Below are 23,576 nucleotides of genomic sequence, written 5' to 3' on the forward strand. Positions count from 1 at the left end.
CGATTAAAAGGACGGTTGAGGCCGTCCTTTTTTCATGCAGACTTGACATGCATCAACAGGAAATGGCCTTTGGGGGCTTATGATACATTGGAATGGTTCAAAGGTGGCGCCGATTTGCCGCAGCGCATCCCGTTGCGGGAAACGGGCGCCTGATATAGCCGATTGAACGACCGCCAACGACGATGATGTCCGGGTTCCCGCCGGACAGGAGACTCTGGATGGACTTCGAGACCTACTTCAAGAACGAGCTGGACGGCCTGCATCAGGAAGGCCGCTACCGCGTTTTCGCCGACCTGGAACGCCAGAAGGGCAACTTCCCGAAAGCGACCCGCCATACGGCGAACGGCCCACAGGACGTCACGGTCTGGTGCTCGAACGACTATCTCGGCATGGGCCAGCACCCCAAGGTGACCGAGGCGATGAAGCTCGCCATCGATCACTGTGGCGCCGGTGCCGGCGGCACCCGCAACATCTCCGGCACCAACCACTACCACGTCCTCCTCGAACGCGAGCTCGCCGACCTGCATGGCAAGGAATCGGCGCTTCTCTTCACCTCGGGCTATGTGTCCAACTGGGCCGCGCTCGGCACGCTCTGTTCCAAGATCCCCGGCATCATCTGTTTTTCCGATGCCGGAAACCACGCCTCGATGATCGAAGGCATCCGCCACTCGAAATGCGAGCGGGTGATCTGGAAGCACAACGACCTCAAGGATCTCGAAGCCAAGCTTGCCGCCGCCGACCCGAAGGCGCCGAAGCTGATCGCCTTTGAATCGGTCTACTCCATGGATGGCGATATCGCCCCCATCAGGGAGATCTGCGACCTCGCCGACAAATATGGCGCGATGACCTATCTCGACGAAGTGCACGCCGTCGGCATGTACGGCCCGCGCGGCGGCGGCATTGCCGAACGCGACGGCCTCATGCACCGCCTCACTCTCATCGAGGGCACGCTCGGCAAGGCCTTCGGCGTCATGGGCGGCTACATCGCCGGCTCTGCGGCGCTCTGCGACTTTGTGCGCTCCTTCGCCTCCGGCTTCATCTTCACGACCTCGCTGCCGCCGACGATCGCCGCCGGCGCGGCTGCTGCCATCCGCCATCTCAAGGAAAGCCAGGTCGAGCGCTTTGCCCACCAGGAGCGCGTGCGCAAGCTGCGCAGCCTGCTCGACCGCAACGGCATCCCGCACATGCCCAATCCGAGCCATATCGTGCCGGTCATGGTGGGCGACGCGGCCAAGTGCAAGTGGATCTCGGACCTGCTGCTCGACAATTTCGGCATCTATGTCCAGCCGATCAACTACCCGACGGTGCCGAAGAAGACCGAACGCCTGCGCATCACGCCGACCCCGCTGCACACGGATGCCGATATCGAGCATCTTGTAAGCGCCCTGCATTCGCTCTGGTCGCGCTGTGCGCTCGCCCGCGCCGTCGCCTGACAGCGTGGCGTAAGCCAGGACTATCCGATGAGCCCGGCGGCCACCCGCCGGGCTTCTTCGTCCGCGGCAAAGACATCGTCCATGGACGCGGCCGGCGGCAGATGGGTGAGCCTGTCCATCACCGCCTCGGCAATATCGGCCATGGCAAGGAAGCCGATGCGCCCGCCGACAAAGGCGTGGAACGCCACCTCCTCGGCCGCATTCATCACCGCACCCTGCAGGCCGCCGCGCGTCAGCGCCGTGCGGGCCAGCCGCAGCGCCGGGAAGCGTTCTTCATCCGGCGCCTCGAAATCGAGCCGCGACAGCCTTGCGAAATCCAGCCGGTCGACATTGAGCGGCGAACGCTCGGGATAGGTCAACGCGTAGCCGATCGCCGTGCGCATGTCCGGCGCGCCAAGCTGCGCCAGCACCGATCCATCGACATAACCGACCATCGAATGGATGATCGACTGCGGATGCACCACCACCTCGATCTGCTCCGGCCTGACGTCGAAGAGGTGCTTCGCCTCGATCATCTCCAGCGCCTTGTTGAACATGGAGGCGCTGCCGATCGAGATTTTCAGCCCCATCGACCAGTTGGGGTGGGCGCGGGCGATATCGGCGGTGACATCGGCCATCTGCGCCCGGCTCCAGGTGCGGAACGGTCCGCCGGAAGCCGTCAGGACGATCCGCTCGACCGCATGACGCTGGTCGTCCTCCAGCGCCTGGAAGATCGCGCTGTGTTCGCTGTCGACGGGGATCAGCCGCCCGCCGCCCTCGGCGACGGCCCGGACGAAGAGGTCGCCCGCCGACACGAGGCACTCCTTGTTGGCGAGCGCGATGTCCGCACCCTTCCTTGCTGCAGCCAGCGTCGGCGCAAGGCCTGCCGTGCCGACGATCGCCGCCATCACCCAGTCGGCCTCGCCGGAGGCTGCCTCCAGCAGCGCCGCTCGCCCCGCCGCCGCCTCGATACCGCTGCCGGCAAGGGCTTCCTTCAACGCACTGTAGCGGCTTTCGTCCGCCGTCACCGCCATCTTCGCCCCGCAGTCCTTCGCCTGCGCCGCGAGGAGGTCGACATTGCCGTTGCCGGTCAGCGCCAGCACCTCGTAGCGATCCTGCCCGCCGAGCTGGCGCACCACGTCGAGCGTGCTGGTGCCGATGGAGCCTGTCGAGCCGAGAATGGTGATACGGCGCTTTTGCCGCGCGTCGGGAGCCATGGTGAAGTCCGCGATTTTCTTGTTATCGACAAAAGGCTCTACAGGCGAAAGACGCCTGCAACAAGTCATGGAAATGCTGTAAAGCGAAGGCTGCGCCAGTCTTCGCAAACCCGCGGCTTGACCTTTTCACCCGGACGGCCATAACGTCCCGGCAAAGCGGTCTTCCGCCCTGACGCGATTGGAGAAATCTGTGTACCGACGCCTGAGAGTATGGACCCTCGCCTGCCTCGCCTTCATGGCGGCAGCTCCGGCCTATGCCGACGAGCCGGTCCCGGGTGGTCTCGGCGGCACCTGGCTTGCCGAGGATATCGGCGGCAATGGTGTCATCGACGACCTGCAGACGACGCTGGAGATCAAGCCGGACGGCTCCTATGGCGGCAATGGCGGCTGCAACACCTATCGTGGCAAGCTGAAGGTGCAGAACGGCAACATCGCCTTTGCCCCCGCTGCCGCGACGCGCAAAATGTGCGCGCCGGCCATCATGGACCAGGAACAGAAATTCTTCGACGCGCTCGGCACCGTCACCTCGTGGAAGCTCGAAAACGGCATCCTGCACCTGACGGGCAAGGAAGGCGCCCCGGCGATCCGCCTTGCCGGCCTCAAGAACAACACCGACATCGTCATCCGCCTGCCGGGACCCGAACAGAGCGTGGCGCGCGAGACGATCAACTACCAGTGCGACGCCGAGCAGCGCGTCGTCGTCGAATATATCAATGCCGGTACGAATTCGCTTGCCGTGCTGAAGATCGGCGAAGAGACGGTCATCGCCGCCAACGTCCTGTCCGCCTCCGGCGCCAAATATGCCGGCGGCCAGTATGAATGGTGGACGAAGGGCGACGAGGCGACGCTCTACGACCTGACCAAGGGCGAGAACGCACCAGGCGTCAACTGCCGCAAGACCGGCTGATCCGGCCGGTCACTGGAGGGGACCATCGCATGCCCACGTTCCGTGTCGGCCAGAAGGTCGTCTGCATCAACGACCGCTTCAAGAATGTCTCGATCGACCAGGGCATCCGCAAGGGGCAGGTCTATACGGTCCGCTGGACCGGCCACTACCGCCACTATGTCGATGGCGATTTCTACGGCATCAAGCTGGTCGAACTCTACCGCGGCAAGGACGACGGCCCGGAAGGCTACGGGGCCGACGACATGCCCTTCCGCGCCACCCGCTTCCGCCCCCTGGTCAGCGACCGGATCCGCAGCATGCTCGGCCTGAAAGCCCCGCAGCCGAAGGTCGTCACCAAACCCTCCGCCATCCCCTCCATTCGCCCCAAGCCGCGCGTCGTCACGCCGGAGCGTGAGAAGGAGGACGTCTGATCCCTCCAAATCGGGGCGATGGCCCCCAACGCTTGGGCCAGACCTAGTCCAGCAGGTAACTCAACGCCCGACGCGCCATTGCGTGGAACGACACCGAAACGACCATGCAGATCGCCACGATACCAGCGGTCGTCCAGTTTATCGGACCCGGATTTTCCTGAATCCCTGCCAGGGTGGGCGTCAAGGCCCCGCCAAAGCAACCGCGATGGCAATGCCATTGAGATAGCGCGCGGTCAGCTTAGCCTTCTCGTTCTGCCGGTTCTTCATATCTCCTCCCGGAAACCCCTACTCCAAGCTGCAATTTTTGATCGTAATCGTCGAGTGGAGCGTCGAAATTCTCATTCGATGCCGCCAGCGACCATGTCCGGATTTGCATGCAGGTCCGCGTGCGGAGAGCAGTATCCGGATACTTGTCGGAAGTGACGGCAGGAGCATCAAGGCAATGGTGATCCCGCCGCGATTCGAACGCGGGACCCCCAGATTAGGAATCTGGTGCTCTATCCTGCTGAGCTACGGGACCACTGACTGAACCCATACAAAAGCCGGGGCTTTTAGCCAAGCGATTTTCAGGCGGCGAGGCGGCTTTCGGCAAGCTTGACCCAATAGCTCACGCCATGGGGTATCGCGTCGTCGTTGAAATCGTAGGCAGGGTGATGCAGGCCCGCGCTGTCGCCGTTGCCGAGGAAGACGAAGGCACCGGGGCGGGCGAGCAGCATGTAGGAAAAATCCTCGCCGCCCATCATCGGGTCCAGTGCGGGATCGACCGCAGCCTCGCCGGCGATTTCGCGCGCGACGGCAACGGCGTGGTCAGTCTCGTCGGGGTGATTGGCCGTGACGGGGTAGTTGCGGTGGTAGCCGACCGTGATCTCAGCACCATGCGCGGCGGCAAGGCCGCTGCAGATCTGGCGGATCCGGGCTTCGGCCTCGTGGCGCATCTCGGCGCTCAGGGTGCGCACCGTACCGGCAAGCTGCGCCGTCTCCGGGATGACGTTGTGGGCGAAACCGGCGTTGAACTTGGTAACAGAGACGACGAGGGAGGCTATCGGATCGGCGACACGCGAGACGATGGTCTGCAGCGCGGAAACCACCTGCGCACCGATGACAATCGGATCGACCGTCTTGTGCGGCAGGGCGGCATGGCCGCCGCGCCCCTTCACCGTGATGTTGAACTCGTCGGTCGCTGCCATGATCGGGCCGGGGCGCGTGCCGAAGGAGCCGACCGGCATGCCGGGCAGATTGTGCATGCCGTAGACTTCGGCAATGCCGAAACGCTCCATCATGCCGTCCTTGACCATCTCGTTGCCGCCGCCGCCACCCTCTTCGGCCGGCTGGAAGATGACCGCGACATTGCCGGAGAAACTGCGCGTCTCGGCGAGATACTTCGCCGCGCCGAGCAGCATGGCCGTGTGCCCGTCATGGCCGCAGGCATGCATCTTGCCCCTGACGGTCGAGGCCCAGGGCTTTCCGCTCGTCTCCTCGATGGGCAGGGCATCCATGTCGGCACGAAGGCCGATGGTGCGCCCCGCACCCTTGCCGCGGATAAGGCCGACGACGCCGGTGCGGCCGATGCCGGTCACGATTTCGTCGACACCGAATTCACGCAGCTTTTCAGCGACGAAGGCCGCGGTCTTTTCCACGGCAAAGAGGATTTCCGGCTCCCGGTGGATGTGCCTGCGCCATTCGGCGATTTCATCCTGCATCTCTGCGGCGCGGTTGAGGATGGGCATGCAACACTTCCTGTCATTTCGGCCGCGAAAGCGGCCAACTGCATTCGATGGCTTTGCCATCACGGTGCCATATAGGTTAAATAGGGCGACGGTTCGAGACAACTCCCGATTTCGAGGTGAGACCCTTGCAGATGAACGGACGAACGACGCGCCGGAGCGCATGGCTATTGGGCTCCAGCCTGCTGCTCGCAGCCTCCCTTCTGGCGAACGCGGCAAGCGCCGCCCCGCGCATCCTGGTGGATGTCAACACGCTGAAGGTCATCGAGCATGAGGATGCCTTCCAGCGCTGGTATCCGGCCTCGCTGACCAAGCTGATGACGGCCTATACCGTGTTCCGCGCCGTCAAGGCCGGCGAGCTGACGCTGGAAAGCCCGGTCGTCATGAGCAAGCATGCCGCCGCCGAGCCGCCGAGCAAGATGTACTTCAAGCCCGGTCAGAAGATGACGCTCGACAGCGCGCTGAAGATCATCCTCGTCAAGTCGGCCAACGACGTTTCCGTCGCCATCGGCGAGACGATCTCCGGCTCCGAGCAGGCCTTCGTCGACCGCATGAACGCAGAGGCGGCCCGCATCGGCATGAGCTCCTCGCGCTTCATCAATCCCAACGGCCTGCCCGGCAAGGGCCAGTACACGACGGCACGCGACCTTGCGGTCCTTGCGGTAACGCTGAAGCGAGAATTCCCGCAATACGCCCCCTATTTCGCGCTGGAAGGCTTCACTACCGGCAAGAAGCAGTATCCGAATTTCAACATGCTGATCGGCCGGTTTGACGGCGCTGACGGCATGAAGACCGGCTTCATCTGCGCCTCCGGCTTCAACCAGGTGTCTTCGGCCACCCGCAACGGCCGCAGCGTCGTCTCCGTCGTGCTCGGCTCCGACAGCCTCGGCGCACGGGCGGACATTTCCGCCGGCATGCTGGAAAAGGGCCTGACGATGCGGGCGGGCAATGTACCGACGCTCGGCCAGCTTCGCCCCTATGGCGAGACTCGCGACATCGTCACCGACGTGTCGCAGGAAATCTGCTCGAAGCACGCAGCCAAGGTGCGCAGCGAAGGCCGTGACGAGGCCGGACGCCAGAAGCTCGTGTCACCCTACATCCATGAGCTCAACCGGCCGCTGAAGCTGGTCTTTGCCGGCCTCATGGGCGGCGACACGGCGAAGCCTGCCGGCAACGAGCAGGTCGCCGTCGGCGATACCGGCGGCCTTGCCAATGTGCCGATCCCGATTCCGCGTCCCACGACCTTCTGAACGGCCCCTTTTGACTGGCCCGTTTGATTGGCCCCATTTGATTGGCCCCATTTGATTGGAAAGACCATGACCCTTGCTGAGCGGCGCGTGCCGGTTTCCGTGTTGACCGGATTTCTGGGCGCGGGCAAGACGACCCTGCTCAACCGCCTGCTGAAGGATCCGACACTCACGGACACGGCCGTCATCATCAACGAATTCGGCGAGGTCGGCATCGACCATCTGCTCGTCGAACAGTCGAGCGACGGCGTCATCGAGCTTTCCGACGGGTGCCTGTGCTGCACCATCCGCGGCGAACTGGTCGATACGCTCGCCGACCTGATGGATCGCATGCAGACGGGCAAGATCCAGCCGCTGAAGCGTGTGGTGATCGAGACCACCGGCCTTGCCGATCCAGCGCCGGTGCTGCAATCCGTCATGGGCAATCCCGTGCTCAGCCAGTCCTTCAGCCTCGACGGCGTGATAACAGTGGTCGATGCCGTCAACGGCCTGTCGACGCTCGCCAACCATCCGGAAGCCGTCAAGCAGATCGCTGTCGCCGACCGCGTGCTGATCAGCAAGATCTCGCTTTCAGATGCCGCAACGGTAGAGGCGGTGAAGCGGGAGATTGCCGCACTCAATCCACGGGCAAGCATCGTGGATATCGACACGCCCGGTCTCGTCGGCCCCGCCCTCCTCGCCAATGGACTTTACGATCCCGGCAGCAAGATTCCTGACGTCCGCCGCTGGCTGCAAGAGGAAACACATGACCACCATGATCATGGGCACCACCACGATCATGAGCACCATCACCATGGGCATGATCACGGGCATCACCACCACGACCACCAGCACGCCCATGACGTGACCCGCCACGACGCGACGATCCGCTCCTTCAGCATCGTGCACGACCGCCCGGTCGATCCGATGGCGCTGGAAATGTTCATCGACCTGCTGCGCTCCGCGCACGGAGAAAAGCTCCTGCGCATGAAGGGCATCGTGTTGATGTCGAACACGCCGGAGCGGCCGCTGGTGCTGCAGGGTGTGCAGAGCGTCTTTCATCCGCCGGAGCGCCTTTCCGCCTGGCCCGACCCGGCGGACCGCCGCACACGACTGGTGCTCATCACCAAGGACCTGCCGGAAGCCTTCGTGCGCGACCTCTTCGATGCGTTTACCGGCACTCCCAGGATCGACCGGCCGGACCGCGCCGCGCTTTCCGACAACCCGCTCGCCATTCCGGGCCTGCGCCTCTGACCGCAGCACGGCAAAAGACCCGGATGCAGGGGACATCCGGGTCTTTGGGGAGGTCAGTCTGGGCGATGTTTACTTGCAGACCTTGATCTTCTTGATGATGACGTTGCCGTAGTAGTCGTAGGACTTCACCTTCTTGATGAAGCAATAGGGCTCGTAGCCGTAGCTGTAGTAGCCTGCCTGCGAAGGGGCCGCGAAGGAGACGGCGGCGACGAGGGCAACGGTGGCGGAAACGATGATCTTGCGCATGGGTCTCTCCTGATCTCTGGTATGGATGAGCCTCTCTCATCCGGTGATCAGAAGATCGCACATCGCCCCGCCGCCCGCTGTTCCGCAGGAAACAGGCGGGCTCTCTCCTCTGAAATCAGAAGCGGGCGCCGGCGAAATGGGCGATCTGCGCGCCGAGTTCGTAATAGCCCTCGCGCATCGAGCGGAAGGACTGCGCTTCGGGTTCGCTTACCGGCAACGGCAGGTCCCGTTCGGCGATCTCGCCGGAAACGAGCTCCGCCAGCGTGCGGCCGAAGACAGTGCCCGGCGCGATGCCGCGGCCGTTGTAGCCGGAAAAGCCGATGACGTTGTCGGCAAGACGGTGGAAGCGCGGCAGGTTGTCCGTGGTCATGCCGATCTTGCCGTACCATTCCGCCTCGAAAGCGACGTCGCCGATAGCGGGAAAGAGCTTTTTCAGCGCGCGCCGCGCCCAGGCCTTGTGGATGCCTGTACCCGCGCCGCGCAGCGCACCGACACTGCCGAACACCAGCCGGCCACGCTTGTCGAAGCGGAAGGAGGAGAGCACTTCCTTCGTGTCCCAGGCGCCCTGGCGCTCCGGCAGGATCCTTGCCTGCATCTCGGGCGAAAGCGGAACGGTGGCGAAGTTGAAGTAGGGCAGATGCACGAGCTCGGTGCGCACCTCGTTCCAGGGCGCGACCGTATAGGCGTTGGTCGCAACCACCACCCAGTCCGCCGTGACGGAGCCGCGCGCGGTCTTCACCGTCCAACGTTTTCCGGTCCGCTCTGCGCCCGTCACCGGGCTTGCCGTGAAGACCTGGGCACCCGCTGCAATCGCCGCACGGGCAAGGCCGCGCGCATAGGCCAGCGGCTGGATCGTGCCGGCGCGCATGTCGAGAAGCGAGCCGGCATAAGCCTCGGTGCCCACCTTCGCCGCCGTCTCGGCGGCATCCAGCAGGCGCACCGGGGCGCCGCGACGGGCCCACTGCTCTGCGCGCTGCTTCAATTCGTCGAGACCCGCCTTTCCGACGGCGCAATGCAGCGTGCCCGCCGGATTGATCTCGCAGTCGATGGCATGCTTTTCGACGAGATCGAACACCGCACGGGGCGCATTGCCGAGAAGTTCCAGCAACCGGCCGCCGTGCACGTCGCCGAGCACGCCCGGCAACTCGTCCGGCATGACCCACATGCCCGCATTGACGAGGCCGACATTGCGGCCCGAGCCGCCATAGCCGATCTCCGCCCCTTCAAGCAGGATGACCCGCGTGCCGCGCCCGGCCAGATGCAGCGCCGCCGAAAAGCCGGTATACCCGCCGCCGACGATGACGACATCCGCCTCCGCCTTGCCGGAAAAGGCAACGGTTTCGGGGGCGGGCGGAGCGGTCATCTCCCAAAGGCCATGGGAGCGCGGATCGTTGAGCATGGGCGTCAGTCTTTTCCGGATGAGGAGGATTTCTCGCCGCACAATCGGCCATGCGGCACGACGACTAAAGCAAAAAATGAGAACGGGGTCATGCCCCCGCCGCATGATCGGTCGCGGAAATCCTACGCCGGGACCTGCTTGGAGATCCAGGCGCGAAATGCCTGACTCAGCGGGTTTTCGAGCTTTCCCTCCGGCACGACGAGATAATAGCTGTTCTCCGTCTCCATCGGCCGGTCGAAAACGACGGCAAGCCGGCCGTTCGCCAGCTCCTGCTCGATCAGATAATACGGCAGGAGCGCGAAGCCGAGCCCGGCGACGGCCGTCTCGATGACCATGGAGAACTGGTCGAAGCGGTGGCCGCGATAGGCTGTATCCGCCGAGCCACCGTTCAGCTCGAACCATTGTGCCCAGAGCTTCGGCCGCGTCGCAAGATGCAGGAGCGGTGCTCTTTCCAGGTCCTTCGGCTCGGCAAGGTTCCAGGATTTTACCAGTTCCGGGCTCGCCGCGGGCAGGATGACCTCGCTGCACAGGTAGGAGCAGGCCGCCCGCGCCCAGACCGGCTGGCCGTAGTGGATCGCAAGGTCGAAATTCTCCTCGTCGAAATCGAATGGCGCCGAGCGCGAGGCGATGTTGACGATCGTGCCCGGATTTTCCGCAAGAAAACCCGGAATGCGCGGCGTCAGCCAGCGGCTTCCGAACGTCGGCAGCGTCGCGATGGAAAGGCTGTGCTCGGAAGAGGCCGACGCCATGGCGCGCAGCATGGTCTCTTCCGTCTGATGCAGCAGCTTGCGTACTTCCGGCAGGAAACGGCGGCCGTCGTCGGAGAGCACCACGCGCTGGCGCACACGCTCGAAGAGCAGCACGCCGAGCTGTTCCTCGAGGTCCTTGATCTGGCGGCTGACGGCACTCTGGGTGAGGTTCAGCTCATGGGCCGCCTGCGTGAAGCTGCCATGACGGGCAGCACATTCGAACGCTTGCAGCGTGGTGACGTCAGGAATCAGCCTTCGACTGAGCTTCATTCTTTCCTCGCATCAACATAGTCAGAACGGTCGCAATCGCGGGAAGAAACGATCCGGTATGATCCGTTTTGAGAATGATCAGGGCCTCCCACCCTTCTAAAGCAATTCCACGAAAAGTGTGAAGCGGTTTTCCTGGAATTGCGCAACACCGAGATGAGATCACTCACCATGAAAGCAAATTCGCACGTTTCCGCCGACACGATCCGCGCGGACTTCTCCACCGCCATGTCCGCCATGTATCGCACCGAGGTTCCGGCCTATGGCACGCTGATGGCGCTGGTGGCCGATGTGAACGCCGAGACGCTCGCCGCCGACCCCGTCCTCAAGGAACGTCTCGAGGCGACGGACACGCTGGAGCGCATCTCCGAGGAACGCCACGGCGCCATCCGCCTCGGCACGCCGGAAGAGCTTTCCATGATGCGCCGCGCCTTTGCCGTCATGGGCATGTATCCGGTGGGCTACTACGATCTCTCCACCGCGGGCGTGCCGGTGCATTCCACCGCCTTCCGCCCGGTCGGCGAGGAAAGCCTCAACCGCAATCCCTTCCGCGTCTTCACCTCGCTGCTGCGCCTCGATCTCATCGCCGACGAGACGCTGCGCGAGGAAGCGGCCGACGTGCTCGCCGCGCGAAAGATCTTCACCGACGAAGCCGTCAGGTTCATCGAGAAGGCCGAACGCGACGGCGGCCTCGATGCGGCCGATGCCGCCCGTTTCGTCACCGAACTGCTGGAAACCTTCCGCTGGCACGATCAGGCCATCGTCAGCACCGGTATGTACAAGCGCCTGCACGATGCGCATCGTCTGATCGCCGACGTCGTCTCCTTCAAGGGTCCGCACATCAACCACCTGACGCCGCGCACGCTCGACATCGACAAGGTGCAGGCCCGCATGCCGGAAGAGGGCATCGCCCCTAAGGCCGTCGTCGAAGGTCCGCCGACCCGAACCTGCCCGATCCTCCTGCGCCAGACCTCGTTCAAGGCCCTGGAAGAGGCCGTCTCCTTCATCGGCGCCGACGGCACCTGGCAGGAAGGCTCCCACACGGCCCGCTTCGGCGAGATCGAGCAGCGCGGCGTGGCGCTGACGCCGAAGGGCCGCGCGCTCTATGACGGGCTGCTGACCGAGACGCGCGCCCGCGTACGTCCTGCCGCTGACGGCTCTAACGCTGACGAATACGAAGCCGCTCTCTCCGACGTCTTCAAGACCTTTCCCGATGATTGGGACGGCATCCGCAAGGCAGGCCTCGGCTACTTCACCTACTCCCTGACACAGAAGGGCAAGGCCGTCACCGGCCGCAACGCCGATCTCGAAACGGCGATCGAAGCCGGCCTCATCCGCTTCGATCCGATCGTCTACGAGGACTTCCTGCCGGTCAGTGCCGCAGGCATCTTCCAGTCGAACCTTGGCGACGACGCGACCCAGGACTTCGTCGCAAGCCCGAACCAGGTGATGTTCGAGCGCGATCTCGGCGCCGCCGTGCTCGACGAATTCGCGCACTATGCCGCCATCCAGCGCGCGTCGCTTGAAATGTGCCTCGGCATCGTGAACATGGCTGCCGCTGCGGAGTGACGGAAGAACGCATGATCGAGGCACGCCATATCGAAGTACTGAAAGGCATCACCGGCGAGAAGGGCCTTCTCACCGAGGAAGCCGACATGGCTGCCTACGAGACCGGCGCGCGCTATGACAAGGGCCGCGCCGCTTTCGTCGCGCGTCCGGCCACGACGGCAGAGGCCTCTGCCGTCGTCTCCTACTGCGTGAGGAACGCCATCGCCCTCGTGCCGCAATCCGGCAATACCGGTCTCGTCTCCGGCTCGACGCCTGACGGTAGCGGCCTTCAGGGTGTGCTCAGCCTCGACCGCCTGAACGCGCCCTTCGACCTCGACCGGATAAACCGTTCCGTCACGGCCGGAGCGGGTCTGCGCCTTTCCGACCTCAACGGCCGGCTCGAAGAGAGCGGCCTGTTCTTTCCGATCGACCTCGGCGCCGACCCGCGTCTTGGCGGCATGATCGCGACGAACACCGGCGGTTCGCGCTTCCTGCGCTACGGCGACGTGCGCCGCAACGTTCTCGGCCTCACCGTGGTGCTCGCCGACGAGGCCGGCACCGTGCTCGACCTGTCTTCGGATCTGCGCAAGAACAATACCGGTGTCGACTGGAAGCAGCTTTTCATCGGTACGTCGGGCGCTTTCGGCATCGTCACCGAATGCGTGCTGAACCTCGAACCGGCACCGAAACAGTCTGCCACCGCCCTGCTCGTGCCCGCCTCGGCAGAGCAGGTGGCAACGCTGCTCGTCGCCATGGAAGACGCGCTCGGCAGCTACCTCTCGGCTTTCGAAGGCATGTCCGGCAACGCGGTCGCCGCCGCGCTCGACCATGTGCCGTCGCTGCGCAACCCTTTCCAGGGTGGCGTGGTGCCCGACTTCGTCATCCTTGCGGAGATCTCCCGTTCAAGCCCGCCGCGCGAGGGTGAGCAGCCGCTTGATGCGGTGCTGGAGGAGGTGCTGGCCGCGATTTGGGAGCGCGAGGATGCGCCGCTCGCCGACGCATTCGTCGGCCCGCCGCACGAGATCTGGGCGCTGCGCCATGCACTGTCCGAAGGCGTGAAGCATCGTGGGCGATTGATCGCCTTCGATCTGTCCTTCCGCCGGGGTGACATCATGCCCTTCCTCGCCCATATGAAGGCGGACATGCCTGACCATTTCGAGGACGTCACGATCTGCGACTTCGGCCATATCGGCGACGGCGGCGTGCACTTCAATCTGGTCGTCGCGAAGGATGATCCTCGGCTCGCCGATCCCGATTTCGAAGCGGATTTGCGCGAATGGGTCTTCACCGTCGCCGTCGAGCAATTCGGTGGCAGCTTCAGCGCGGAACACGCCATCGGCCGCAAGAACCAGGTTTTTTATGACAGATACACCCCGGAAAAGCTCCGCGAGCTCGCGGCCGGACTGAAGACCATCACCTCGCCGGGCCCGCTCGGCGCGATCACCTTTTAAGAAACCGACAGGGAGACACCCCATGACGAACGTCGACGTGAAACAGGAAACCGCAGCCCTTCTCGACAAGCTCGGCGTTGCCCGCAGCGCCTGGCAGGGCGGCGACATGGCCTCCTACAGCCCCGTCAGCGGCGAGGAGATCGGCAAGCTGAAGACCGTCTCGGCCACCGACACAAACAAGGCGATCGACGCCGCCCACGACGCCTTCAAGGCCTGGCGGCTCGTGCCCGCACCCAAGCGCGGCGAACTCGTTCGCCTGCTCGGCGAAGAACTACGCGCGTCCAAGGCCGATCTCGGCCGCCTCGTTTCCATCGAAGCCGGCAAGATCACCTCGGAAGGTCTCGGCGAAGTGCAGGAAATGATCGACATCTGCGATTTCGCCGTCGGTCTCTCCCGCCAGCTCTACGGCCTGACGATCGCCACCGAGCGTCCCGGCCACCGCATGATGGAAACCTGGCACCCGCTCGGCGTCGTCGGCATCATCTCGGCCTTCAACTTCCCGGTCGCCGTCTGGTCGTGGAACGCCGCACTCGCCCTCGTCGCCGGCAATTCCATCGTCTGGAAGCCCTCCGAAAAGACCCCGCTGACGGCGCTTGCCTGCCAGGCGATCTTCGAGCGCGCCCTCGCCCGCTTCGGCGATGCCCCGGCAAACCTGTCGATCGTCCTCATCGGCGACCGCACCATCGGCGAAGCCCTCGTCGACAATCACAAGGTCGCGCTCGTCTCGGCCACCGGCTCCACCCGCATGGGCAAGGAAGTCGGCCCGCGTCTCGCCAAGCGTTTCGCCCGCTCGATTCTCGAACTCGGCGGCAACAATGCCGGCATCGTCTGCCCCTCGGCCGATCTCGACATGGCGCTGCGCGCGATTGCCTTCGGTGCGATGGGCACCGCCGGCCAGCGCTGCACGACGCTGCGCCGCCTCTTCGTGCATGACAGCGTCTACGACCAGCTCGTGCCGCGCCTGAAGAAGGCCTATACCAGCGTTTCCGTCGGCAACCCGCTGGAAACCTCGGCCCTCGTCGGCCCGCTCGTCGACAAGCAGGCTTTCGACGGCATGCAGAAGGCGCTGGAAGCGGCCAAGGCCGAAGGCGGTTCCGTCACTGGTGGCGAGCGCGTTGCCGACGCCGGCAAGGACACGGCCTACTATGTGAAGCCGGCCATCGTCGAAATGCCGAAGCAGGCCGGCCCGGTTCTCGAAGAAACCTTCGCGCCGATCCTCTACGTCATGAAATATTCTGACTTCGACGCCGTTCTTGACGATCACAACGCTGTCGCCGCCGGCCTCTCGTCGTCGATCTTCACGCTGAACGTCCAGGAAGCCGAACGCTTCCTGTCGGTCGACGGTTCGGATTGCGGCATCGCCAATGTCAACATCGGCACCTCCGGCGCCGAAATCGGCGGCGCCTTCGGCGGCGAGAAGGAAACCGGCGGTGGCCGCGAGAGCGGCTCCGACGCCTGGAAGGCTTACATGCGCCGCGCCACCAACACGGTGAACTATTCGAAGGCCCTGCCGCTCGCCCAGGGCGTCTCCTTCGATATCGAGTAAGCAGCCATGGATAACCAATCCAAAACCGAGGAGGCGGGCTTCCAGCCCGCCTCGCGCATCGCCGCCATCGGCGTCTCCAAAATCCTGCAGATCGGCGCCCGCGCCTCTGCCATGAAGAAGGATGGCCTGCCGGTCATCATTCTCGGCGCGGGCGAACCGGATTTCGACACGCCCGATAACGTGAAAGCTGCCGCCAAGGCCGCCATCGACCGTGGTGACACCAAGTACACCGCGCTCGACGGCACGCCCGAGCTGAAAAAGGCGATCGCCGAAAAATTTCGCCGCGAAAACAATGTCGACTACGCGCTCGACGAGGTCACCGTCGCGACGGGCGCCAAGCAGATCCTGTTCAACGCCTTCATGGCGACGGTCAATCCGGGCGATGAGGTGATCATCCCGACGCCCTACTGGACGTCCTATTCCGACATCGTGGAGATCTGTGGCGGCGTGCCGGTGCTGATCCCCTGCGACGCCGAAGCCGGTTTTCGCCTGAAGGCCGAGCAACTCGAAAAAGCGATCACGCCGAAGACCCGCTGGGTGCTGTTCAACTCGCCCTCGAACCCCTCGGGCGCCGCTTATGGCGAAGCCGACTACCGCCCGCTGCTCGACGTGCTGCTGAAACACCCGCATGTCTGGCTGATGGTCGACGACATGTACGAACACATCGTCTACGATGGATTCAAGTTCGTCACCCCCGTTGCCATCGAACCGCGGCTGAAGAGCCGTGCGCTCACCATCAACGGCGTCTCGAAGGCCTATGCCATGACCGGCTGGCGCATCGGCTATGCCGGTGGCCCGAAGGCGCTGATCAAGGCCATGGCGGTGATCCAGAGCCAGGCGACCTCCTGCCCCTCCTCCGTCAGCCAGGCCGCCTCGGTCGAGGCGCTGAACGGCCCGCAGGACTTCTTGAAGGACCGCCAGGCGAGCTTCAAGCACCGCCGCGATCTCGTCGTCTCCGCGTTGAACGCGATCCCCGGCCTCACCTGCCGCACGCCCGAGGGTGCCTTCTACACCTTCGCCGGCTGCGCTGGCGTGATCGGCAAGGTGACACCCAGGGGCAAGCGCATCGAGGCAGACAGCGACTTCACGGACTATCTCCTCGAAGACGCCCATGTCGCCGTCGTTCCGGGTTCGGCCTTCGGCCTCTCGCCCTATTTCCGCATCTCCTACGCCACGTCGGAAGCCGAATTGGCGGAAGCGCTGAAGCGCATCGCAGACGCCTGCGCCCGGCTCGTCTGAGCGGCAAAGCAAAAATCGGCAAAAGAAAAGGGGCCTCGCAAGAGGCCCCATTTTTATGGGTTCGCGCCTTGTGGCGTTCTCTACTTCCCCGCGGCTGAGCCACAGATGCGAAAACGCCCCGGCCTTCGACCGGGGCGTTTAATGGGTTTGGAAACTCAAGCGGCGCGGGCGCCGTGGTGCTCCTGGGCGTAGTAGTGACCGAAACGGTTGGCGAGGAAGGCGTCGAGGGCGATTTCTTCCTGGCGAACGAATCCTTCGGCGCGCAGCGACCCGTCGGCGAGCATGTCGAGCACGGCGCAGATCGAGCCGGCCGTGGTGATCTGGATGGCCGAATGCAGGGCGCCGGCGACCGGCGCGCTGTAAACCTTGTTGGCGTAGGTTTCCTGAATCAGGCGACCGCCCTTGCGACCCGAGACGGTGACGAAGATGATGACGACGTCCTGCGTGGTGGTCGGCAGGGCGTTTTCAAAAATGTCCTTCAAAACTTCACGGCGGTGACGCAGGCCGAGGTCGTTCAAGAGCGCCTTCATGATGGCGGCGTGGCCGGGATAGCGGATCGTCTTGTAGTTCAGCGTGCGAACCTTGCCCTTCAGCGTCTCGCAGAGCGTGCCGAGGCCGCCCGAGGTGTTGAAGGCTTCATAGGTGACGCCGTCGAGCGAGAATTCCTCGCGCTCTTCGAGGGCCGGAACCTCGATCAGCGCGCTTTCGACGATGGCTTCGCAGGGCTCGATATATTCGTTGATAACGCCGTCCGTGCTCCAGGTCAGGTTATAGTTGAGCGCGTTGGACGGGTACTGCGGCAGCGCGCCGACGCGCATGCGCACGCTTTCGAGCGAATCGAAGCGGCTGGCGAGATCGTTGGCGACGATGGAGATGAAACCCGGTGCAAGGCCGCACTGCGGGATGAAGGCCGTCTTGGCGTTTTCCGCGATGCGCTTGACCTGGCGGGTGGATTCGACGTCTTCCGTGAGGTCGAGATAGTGCAGGCCCGCGTCTGCTGCGGCTTCCGCGATGGCGACCGTCAGATGATAGGGCGCAGCGGATAGGACGGCGAACTTGCCGGCGAGCAGGGCGCGGAGCGCGGCGCCGTCGGCGATATCGACCACGGCGGTCGAAACGGCATCGTGGCGCTCGATGGCGGCAAGCTGCTCGTCCGAACGGTCCGCGACGGTGACGCGGTAATCCCCGCTGTGAGCCAGCATGCGGGCGATGGTGGAGCCGATCTTGCCCGCGCCGATGACGACGATGTCCTTCATGTGATTTCCCTCCGGCATGAATTGATGCGTTTATTTTGAGAGGGAAGACTGTCGATTTAAAGCGCCATATCCGGCATAATCAATCATCAATATCGGCAGAATGACGGTTAAAATGAGCATTTCGACGCTAGGTGCCAAGGATCGCGAACTTCTCGCCATCCTCAGCGAGAACGCCCGCGAACAGACAGCCACGATCGCCCGCAAACTGGGTCTATCACGCACGACCGTGCAGGCAAAAATCGACCGGCTGGAGCGGGACGGCGTGATCGCCGGCTATGGCGTCAAGCTTTCGGACGCCTATGAGAGCGGTATGGTGAAGGCGCATGTACTGATCACCATCGCGCCGAAGACGCTGGCGCGCATCACCACGGAACTGCACGCCATCTCGGCCGTACGCACCCTACATTCGGTAAGCGGCAGTTTCGACCTGATTGCCGTGGTCGAGGCAACGTCGATCGCCGAACTCGATCACCTGATCGACCGCATCGGCGCTATCGACGGCGTGGAACGCACACTGTCGTCGATCATCCTGTCGACGCGGATCAGGCGATAGGCTGCCACATCGGACCAGGCGCCCCCAACCAAGGCTCTCCACCTCTCCGCGGTCATCGTCGACCTTGAGCCGAGGATCCATACCACAAACTCAAGCTACGCCGCACTGCGGCAGATTCGTCGTGCAACCGCCTCAGGCGATGAACCGCTCCGGTCGGTAAGGCCCGATATTGATGACCGTGCGCTCGCCCAGCATCTTTTCCGCCAGCACACGGCCGGTGATCGGGCCCAGCGTCATGCCGTGATGGGCGTGGCCGAAGGCGAACCAGAGGCCGGAATGGCGCGGCGCCTTGCCGATAACAGGCATCATGTCCGGCGTGCAAGGGCGGGCGCCCATCCAGGGCTCCTCGTCGCGCCGCTCGGCGAGCGGGAAGAATTCGCGCGCCACCTTTTCCGCCCTGCGAAGCTGCACCGGTGTCTTGCGCGTGTCGCGCTTGGCGAATTCGGCGCCGGTCGTCAGGCGGATGCCACGTTGCATCGGCGCGAGGAAGTAGCCGCGCTCAGCATCGAGTACCCAATTGTTGAGCTTCGCACCGTCTTCCGTGCCGTAGTGCATGTGATAGCCGCGTTTCACCGCCAGCGGGAAGCGGTAGCCGAGCTTGCGCGTCACCGTATCGGCCCAAGGACCGAGCGCCACGACGACCTCTTTGCCTTCCAGCGGTCCCTCCGGCGTGGCGATGCGCCAGCCCTCGCCTTCAAGCACATGTTCGATGGTCGCCGCATCACCCGACTTCAGCGCGCCGCCGAGCGACTGGAAATAGGCAAGGTAGCGTTTCAGCAGGCTCTGCGGGTCGAGGATCGACCAGGGATCGGTCCAGCGCAGGCCGCCGGTGAGCTCCACGCAAATGGACGGCTCGGCCTCGGCGACCTCCCGGGTCGTCAGCTTCTGGTGGTTGACACCGAAATTGGCGGAGAGTTTTTCCGCATCCGCATAGGCCTTGTCACGCTCCTTCTCGGTGCGAAACACCTTCATCCAGCCGTCCTTGCGGATGAGGTCTTCAGCGCCCGAGGCGGCGATGAGGTCGGCATGCTCGGAAATCGAGTTCTCGATCAACGGTGCATAGAGATGGGCGATGCTCTGGTGCTGGCGAAAACCGGAATGCCACCAGTAGCGGGCAAGGAACGGGATGATGCCGGGGATTGCCGAGGGATGGTAGTGCGCGTCGATCGTGTTGTTCAACGCATAACGGAAGAGCGCACCGAAATCGTGCGGGAAGCCGTAAGGGAAAACGCCCTCGCGCTGGATGAGGCCGGCATTGCCGTAGGAGGTCTCTTCCGCAGCCCCGCGCCGGTCGACGAGCACCACCGACTTGCCGCGCCGTGCCAGATGAATCGCGGTCGAAATACCCACAACACCCGCGCCGAGAACGATGACATCCGTCTTCATATGCCTGCCCCAAGGATCTTTCGTTTGCACATCAATGCATGCGTGCACCGGCAAGACAAGGCGCCCGCAGCGCCGGCTACTGGCCTGCCAGCCGCAACAGGTTCTCGATCGCCGCCCGCTCGAAACCGCCGATGCCCTCGGAAATATCGGCCTTGATCGCCGCCGCCACCGCATCCTCATCGCGCTTGCGTAGCGCCTCGATGGCCTCCTGGTGGCGATCGACGAAGTAGAGCTGGGCGACATGTTCCATGGCGATACCGAGGAAGGGGCCGAGCTGGAGCCAGATGCTCTCCACCATCGGCATGATCACCTGCTCGGGATTGGCGGTGTAGAGCGTGCGATGGAATTCCTGGTTCAGGAGCAGGGCGTTCGCATTGTCTTTGCGCCCGATCGCCTCATCCTGCGCCTTATCGATCTCTTCCAGCCGGTCGATCCGGCGCTCTGTGATATGCGGTACCGCCCGGCGCGCGGCGTGCTGCTCCAGCACGGAACGCAGCGAGACGAGCTCGCTGAACCGGTCCGCCGTCATGCGCGGCACCATGATGCGCCTGTTGTCGAGCACGCGCAGCGCCCCTTCGGACGAAAGGCGGCGCAGCGCCTCGCGCACCGGCGTCGGGCTGCTCTCCATCGCTTCGGCAATGCCGCGGATCGTCAACGATTCCCCCGGCCGGATCGAGCCGACCATGATCGCCTGGCGCAGGCGCCGATGCGCATATTCATGCGTCGTCATCCCGTCCGGCCGGTCCAGCGGCTCAAGCGCCAAATTGCCCAATCCATCCCTCCACGAAAGGCTGCAGATGCTATCCTATGCTTTGTGACAGGTTCTAGCAGCTTGACCCCCGACAAGAAAGTGTGCATATTTTGAAAATGTGATCACAAAAATAATTATGTGATACGGAAGGGAACCATGACTCCGAACGATGATGCCAATTGGCTGATCAATGCCGACGGCGTGGAGAGCATCCAGGCCGTGGTCTGCGACCTGAACGGCATCCTGCGCGGCAAGCGCGTGCCCGTCGGGCAGGCGGAAAAGGTGCTGAAGGGCGGCATTCGCATGCCGCTGTCCATCGTGGGCGTGGACGTGTGGGGTGAGGACATCGTCGGCTCAAGCCATGTCTTCGCCTCGGGCGACATGGACGGCATCTGCGCCGCAACCGGTCGTGGCGCGCTCCCCGTCAGCTGGACGTTGAAGCCGTCAGCCGTCGTGCCGCTCTGGCTGTTCAAGGAGGACGGCACACCGTTCCTTGCCGACCCGCGCCAGGCACTCGCCAATATCGTGCGCCAGTACCACGAACTCGGCCTGCGCCCCGTCGTCGCCTCGGAAATGGAGTTTTACCTGATCGACGCCGAGCCCGACCATGCACAGCCGCCGATCTCGCCCTATACCGGCAAGCGGCTCGACTCCGACGCCATCCTCTCCATCGACGAGCTCGACGATTTCGGCCAGTTCTTTTCCGACGTCTATGCGGAATGCGAACGGCAGAATGTGCCGGCGGATTCGGCCGTCGCCGAAAACGGTATCGGCCAGTTCGAAATCAACCTGATGCATTCCGACGACCCGTTGAAGGCCGCCGACGACGCGCTGTTCTTCAAGCGCATCATCAAGGGCGTCGCGCGCAAGCATGGTTTTGCCGCCACCTTCATGGCAAAGCCCTACGGCATGCGCTCCGGCAGCGGCATGCACATGCATTTCAGCCTGATCGACGAGGACGGCAACAACGTCTTCGACAACGACACGCCCGAGGGCTCTGACATCATGAAACATGCCGTCGCGGGCCTGACGCGCGGCATGGCGGAATCGACGCTGCTCTTCGCGCCGCATTTCAACTCCTACCGCCGCCTGCGCCCGGATACGCATGCTCCCACCTCCGTTTCGTGGGGCTACGAGAACCGCACCGCCGCCATCCGCATTCCCGGCGGCAGCAACAAGGCGCGCCGCATCGAGCACCGCGTCGCCGGCGCCGATGCCAACCCCTATCTCGTCATGGCCGGCATTCTCGGCGCCGCCCTTGTCGGCATCCGCAACAAGTGGGAGCCGCCGGCACCGGTCTCGGGCCGGGCCTATCTCTCGCAGCTGCCGCGCATCCCCTCGGAATGGGGCTCTGCCGTCACCGCCTTCGAGAACGGCTCGATCGTCTCGGAGATCTTCGATACGGATCTCCGCTCCATGCTGATCGCCTGCAAGCGGCAGGAAATCGCCGGTTTTGCCGAACAGGTGACCGACTTCGAATTCAGCGCCTACCTGGAAATCGTCTGATGGCCAATACCCAGTCCTATGCCGGCAACGGCGCCTATCCCGACAGCTACTACGCCGCCTCCCGCAACATCATCCGCACGCCGAAAGTGCTGGAAGGCGCTGTCACCGCCGACGTCGCCGTGCTCGGCGCCGGCTATTCCGGCCTTTCCACCGCCATCCACCTTGCCGAAAAGGGCTACAAGGTTGTGATGGTCGAGGGCGCCGGCATCGGCTGGGGCGCCTCGGGCCGCAACGGCGGGCAGATCGTCAACGGTCTCAATGCCAGCCTCGACACGATCAAGCGCCGCTACGGCGATCAGGCCGGCGCCTTCGTCGGCGGCCTGGTGCAGGAAGGCGGCAAGATTATCCGCCGCATCGTCTCGCAATACGACATCGATTGCGACATGAAGACCGGCAACATCTATGCCGCCTATACGCCCGCCCACATGAAGGACCTCGAGCACAAGAAGGCCCTTTGGAAGAGCTACGGCATGGACGACCACCAGATACTCGACAAGGCGGCGATCAGCAAACTGGTCAACACCGACGCCTATATCGGCGGCATGCTGGACACGACCGGCGGCCACATGCACCCGCTCAACCTCACCCTCGGCGAGGCCAAGGCACTGGAATCGCTTGGCGGCGTGATCTACGAACAGTCGCCCGTCACCCGCGTCGAGCACGAGGCGGAAAAGCCCGTCATCCACACGGCGAAGGGCAGCGTCACCGCCAAGGTCGCCGTGCTTTGCGGCAATGCCTATCTCGGCCATGTCGTGCCGAAGCTGGTTTCGCGCGTCATGCCCGTCTCCACCCAGATGGTCGCCACCGAGCCACTCGGCGCCGAGCGCGCCGATGCGCTGATCCCGAGCGACATGTGCGTCGAGGACGTCCGCTACATCCTCGACTACTTCCGCCTCTCCGCCGACAAGCGCATGATTTTCGGCGGCGGCACCGTCTATGGCGGCACCGACCCGGCGGACGTGCGCGCAAAAATCCGCCCAAACCTCGAAAAGGTCTTCCCCTCGCTGAAGGGCGTAAAAATCGACTACGCCTGGAGCGGCAACTTCGCCCTCTCCTTCTCGCGCGTGCCGCAGATGGGCAAGATCGGCAAGAACACCTATTTTGCCCACGGCTACAGCGGCCACGGCGTCACCGGCTCGCATCTCTTCGGCCGCATCCTCTCGGAAGCGGTCGACGGCGATCTCTCGCGCTTCAGCCAGTTCGAAAAGCTGCCCTGGATTCCCTTCCCGGGTGGGCGCATGTTCCGTGCGCAATATTCCACCATCGGCTCCTGGTGGTATCAGTTCAAGGACGCCTTCGGCCTCTAAGGCCCGACACATTTTAGAACGGCAGGGCCGGCGCTTGCGCCGGCCTTTTGCTTGCCCCTTGCGTACTGTCACAAGCGGGATTATGCCTTGCCTTGCTCTAACGGGGTGCCAGCGGATTTTTTTTTCCACTGGCTGAGAGGCGGTCTCGCCAACCCGAAGAACCTGATCCGGCTCGTACCGGCGGAGGGATTAGACGGCACATCCTGCGCCCTACTCCCGTTT

Annotated in this window: 20 protein-coding genes, 1 tRNA gene and 1 riboswitch; of the genes, 12 read left to right on the forward strand and 9 right to left on the reverse strand. The window is 63.9% G+C overall.

Annotated features, from left to right (window positions below):
* Positions 1–218 precede the first annotated feature (218 nt).
* Positions 219–1,433 carry a 5-aminolevulinate synthase gene (hemA, locus tag EXZ48_RS16560; RefSeq protein ID WP_023512683.1) on the forward strand — a complete coding sequence of 405 codons (1,215 nt, stop codon included), beginning with the start codon at positions 219–221 and terminating at the stop codon, positions 1,431–1,433.
* A gap of 20 nt (positions 1,434–1,453) precedes the next feature.
* Here the strand turns inward: hemA and dxr are convergent, their stop codons facing one another.
* The gene (gene dxr, locus EXZ48_RS16565; protein ID WP_130517120.1) at positions 1,454–2,629 is read right to left on the reverse strand and encodes a 1-deoxy-D-xylulose-5-phosphate reductoisomerase; all 1,176 of its coding nucleotides are present in this window, start codon (positions 2,627–2,629) and stop codon (positions 1,454–1,456) included.
* A 190-nt stretch (positions 2,630–2,819) separates the two neighbouring features.
* Here dxr and EXZ48_RS35485 point away from each other — a divergent pair, with 190 nt between their 5' ends.
* On the forward strand, positions 2,820–3,536 hold the full coding sequence (locus tag EXZ48_RS35485; protein WP_023512681.1) for an META domain-containing protein: 717 nt from the start codon (positions 2,820–2,822) through the stop codon (positions 3,534–3,536).
* 29 nt (positions 3,537–3,565) lie between these two features.
* Positions 3,566–3,946 (forward strand): hypothetical protein, encoded by a 381-nt coding sequence (locus EXZ48_RS16575; RefSeq protein ID WP_023512680.1) that lies wholly within the window; start codon positions 3,566–3,568, stop codon positions 3,944–3,946.
* A gap of 443 nt (positions 3,947–4,389) precedes the next feature.
* On the opposite strand, the gene EXZ48_RS16580 is transcribed toward EXZ48_RS16575, so the two are convergent.
* Positions 4,390–4,466 (reverse strand) — tRNA-Arg (locus EXZ48_RS16580).
* A gap of 46 nt (positions 4,467–4,512) precedes the next feature.
* Positions 4,513–5,673, reverse strand: coding sequence for a M20 aminoacylase family protein (locus EXZ48_RS16585; RefSeq protein WP_130517124.1), 1,161 nt, complete (start codon positions 5,671–5,673; stop codon positions 4,513–4,515).
* Positions 5,674–5,804: 131 nt separating this feature from the next.
* On the opposite strand from EXZ48_RS16585, the gene EXZ48_RS16590 reads away from it, so the two are divergent.
* A complete protein-coding gene (locus EXZ48_RS16590) occupies positions 5,805–6,920 on the forward strand; it encodes a D-alanyl-D-alanine carboxypeptidase family protein (protein ID WP_050746086.1) in 1,116 nt (371 codons plus the stop codon).
* A gap of 66 nt (positions 6,921–6,986) precedes the next feature.
* Positions 6,987–8,150, forward strand: coding sequence for a GTP-binding protein (locus EXZ48_RS16595; protein ID WP_130517126.1), 1,164 nt, complete (start codon positions 6,987–6,989; stop codon positions 8,148–8,150).
* A 69-nt stretch (positions 8,151–8,219) separates the two neighbouring features.
* On the opposite strand, the gene EXZ48_RS34900 is transcribed toward EXZ48_RS16595, so the two are convergent.
* The 3 genes from EXZ48_RS34900 to EXZ48_RS16605 form a co-directional block, all read right to left on the reverse strand.
* Complete coding sequence (locus EXZ48_RS34900) at positions 8,220–8,396, reverse strand: hypothetical protein (RefSeq protein ID WP_156334041.1); 177 nt, start codon at positions 8,394–8,396, stop codon at positions 8,220–8,222.
* A gap of 115 nt (positions 8,397–8,511) precedes the next feature.
* Entirely contained in the window at positions 8,512–9,795 is a 1,284-nt protein-coding gene (locus EXZ48_RS16600; RefSeq protein ID WP_130517128.1) for an FAD-binding oxidoreductase, read from the reverse strand.
* Positions 9,796–9,917: 122 nt separating this feature from the next.
* Positions 9,918–10,814, reverse strand: a complete 897-nt coding sequence (locus tag EXZ48_RS16605) for a LysR family transcriptional regulator (protein WP_024271269.1) — start codon at positions 10,812–10,814, stop codon at positions 9,918–9,920.
* Positions 10,815–10,982: 168 nt separating this feature from the next.
* Between EXZ48_RS16605 and EXZ48_RS16610 the strand changes: the two genes are divergently transcribed.
* From EXZ48_RS16610 to EXZ48_RS16625, 4 genes are read left to right on the forward strand one after another with little or no spacing between them, the layout of a single operon-like run.
* The gene (locus tag EXZ48_RS16610) at positions 10,983–12,380 is read left to right on the forward strand and encodes a VOC family protein (RefSeq protein ID WP_050746089.1); all 1,398 of its coding nucleotides are present in this window, start codon (positions 10,983–10,985) and stop codon (positions 12,378–12,380) included.
* An 11-nt stretch (positions 12,381–12,391) separates the two neighbouring features.
* Positions 12,392–13,810: an FAD-binding oxidoreductase gene (locus EXZ48_RS16615; protein ID WP_130517130.1), complete on the forward strand. Its 1,419-nt coding sequence runs from the start codon at positions 12,392–12,394 to the stop codon at positions 13,808–13,810.
* A 22-nt stretch (positions 13,811–13,832) separates the two neighbouring features.
* Positions 13,833–15,356 (forward strand): aldehyde dehydrogenase family protein, encoded by a 1,524-nt coding sequence (locus EXZ48_RS16620; protein WP_050746091.1) that lies wholly within the window; start codon positions 13,833–13,835, stop codon positions 15,354–15,356.
* 6 nt (positions 15,357–15,362) lie between these two features.
* Entirely contained in the window at positions 15,363–16,595 is a 1,233-nt protein-coding gene (locus EXZ48_RS16625) for a pyridoxal phosphate-dependent aminotransferase (protein ID WP_130517132.1), read from the forward strand.
* Positions 16,596–16,750: 155 nt separating this feature from the next.
* Here the strand turns inward: EXZ48_RS16625 and EXZ48_RS16630 are convergent, their stop codons facing one another.
* Positions 16,751–17,851: a saccharopine dehydrogenase family protein gene (locus EXZ48_RS16630; protein ID WP_023517112.1), complete on the reverse strand. Its 1,101-nt coding sequence runs from the start codon at positions 17,849–17,851 to the stop codon at positions 16,751–16,753.
* Positions 17,852–17,963: 112 nt separating this feature from the next.
* Between EXZ48_RS16630 and EXZ48_RS16635 the strand changes: the two genes are divergently transcribed.
* The gene (locus tag EXZ48_RS16635) at positions 17,964–18,404 is read left to right on the forward strand and encodes an Lrp/AsnC family transcriptional regulator (RefSeq protein ID WP_165909364.1); all 441 of its coding nucleotides are present in this window, start codon (positions 17,964–17,966) and stop codon (positions 18,402–18,404) included.
* Between the two features lie 132 nt (positions 18,405–18,536).
* On the opposite strand, the gene EXZ48_RS16640 is transcribed toward EXZ48_RS16635, so the two are convergent.
* Positions 18,537–19,790: an FAD-binding oxidoreductase gene (locus tag EXZ48_RS16640; RefSeq protein WP_130517134.1), complete on the reverse strand. Its 1,254-nt coding sequence runs from the start codon at positions 19,788–19,790 to the stop codon at positions 18,537–18,539.
* Between the two features lie 76 nt (positions 19,791–19,866).
* Entirely contained in the window at positions 19,867–20,520 is a 654-nt protein-coding gene (locus EXZ48_RS16645) for a GntR family transcriptional regulator (RefSeq protein WP_050746122.1), read from the reverse strand.
* A 177-nt stretch (positions 20,521–20,697) separates the two neighbouring features.
* Between EXZ48_RS16645 and EXZ48_RS16650 the strand changes: the two genes are divergently transcribed.
* Both EXZ48_RS16650 and EXZ48_RS16655 read left to right on the forward strand, forming a co-directional pair.
* Positions 20,698–22,047 carry a glutamine synthetase family protein gene (locus EXZ48_RS16650; protein ID WP_023516110.1) on the forward strand — a complete coding sequence of 450 codons (1,350 nt, stop codon included), beginning with the start codon at positions 20,698–20,700 and terminating at the stop codon, positions 22,045–22,047.
* Positions 22,047–23,354 (forward strand): FAD-binding oxidoreductase, encoded by a 1,308-nt coding sequence (locus tag EXZ48_RS16655; protein WP_130517136.1) that lies wholly within the window; start codon positions 22,047–22,049, stop codon positions 23,352–23,354. The genes EXZ48_RS16650 and EXZ48_RS16655 overlap by 1 nt, the downstream gene beginning before the upstream one ends.
* 91 nt (positions 23,355–23,445) lie before the next feature.
* Positions 23,446–23,560, forward strand: a riboswitch (TPP riboswitch).
* Positions 23,561–23,576 lie beyond the last annotated feature (16 nt).

It is taken from the genome of Shinella sp. JR1-6 (genome assembly GCF_004284735.1).
GTDB lineage: Bacteria > Pseudomonadota > Alphaproteobacteria > Rhizobiales > Rhizobiaceae > Shinella.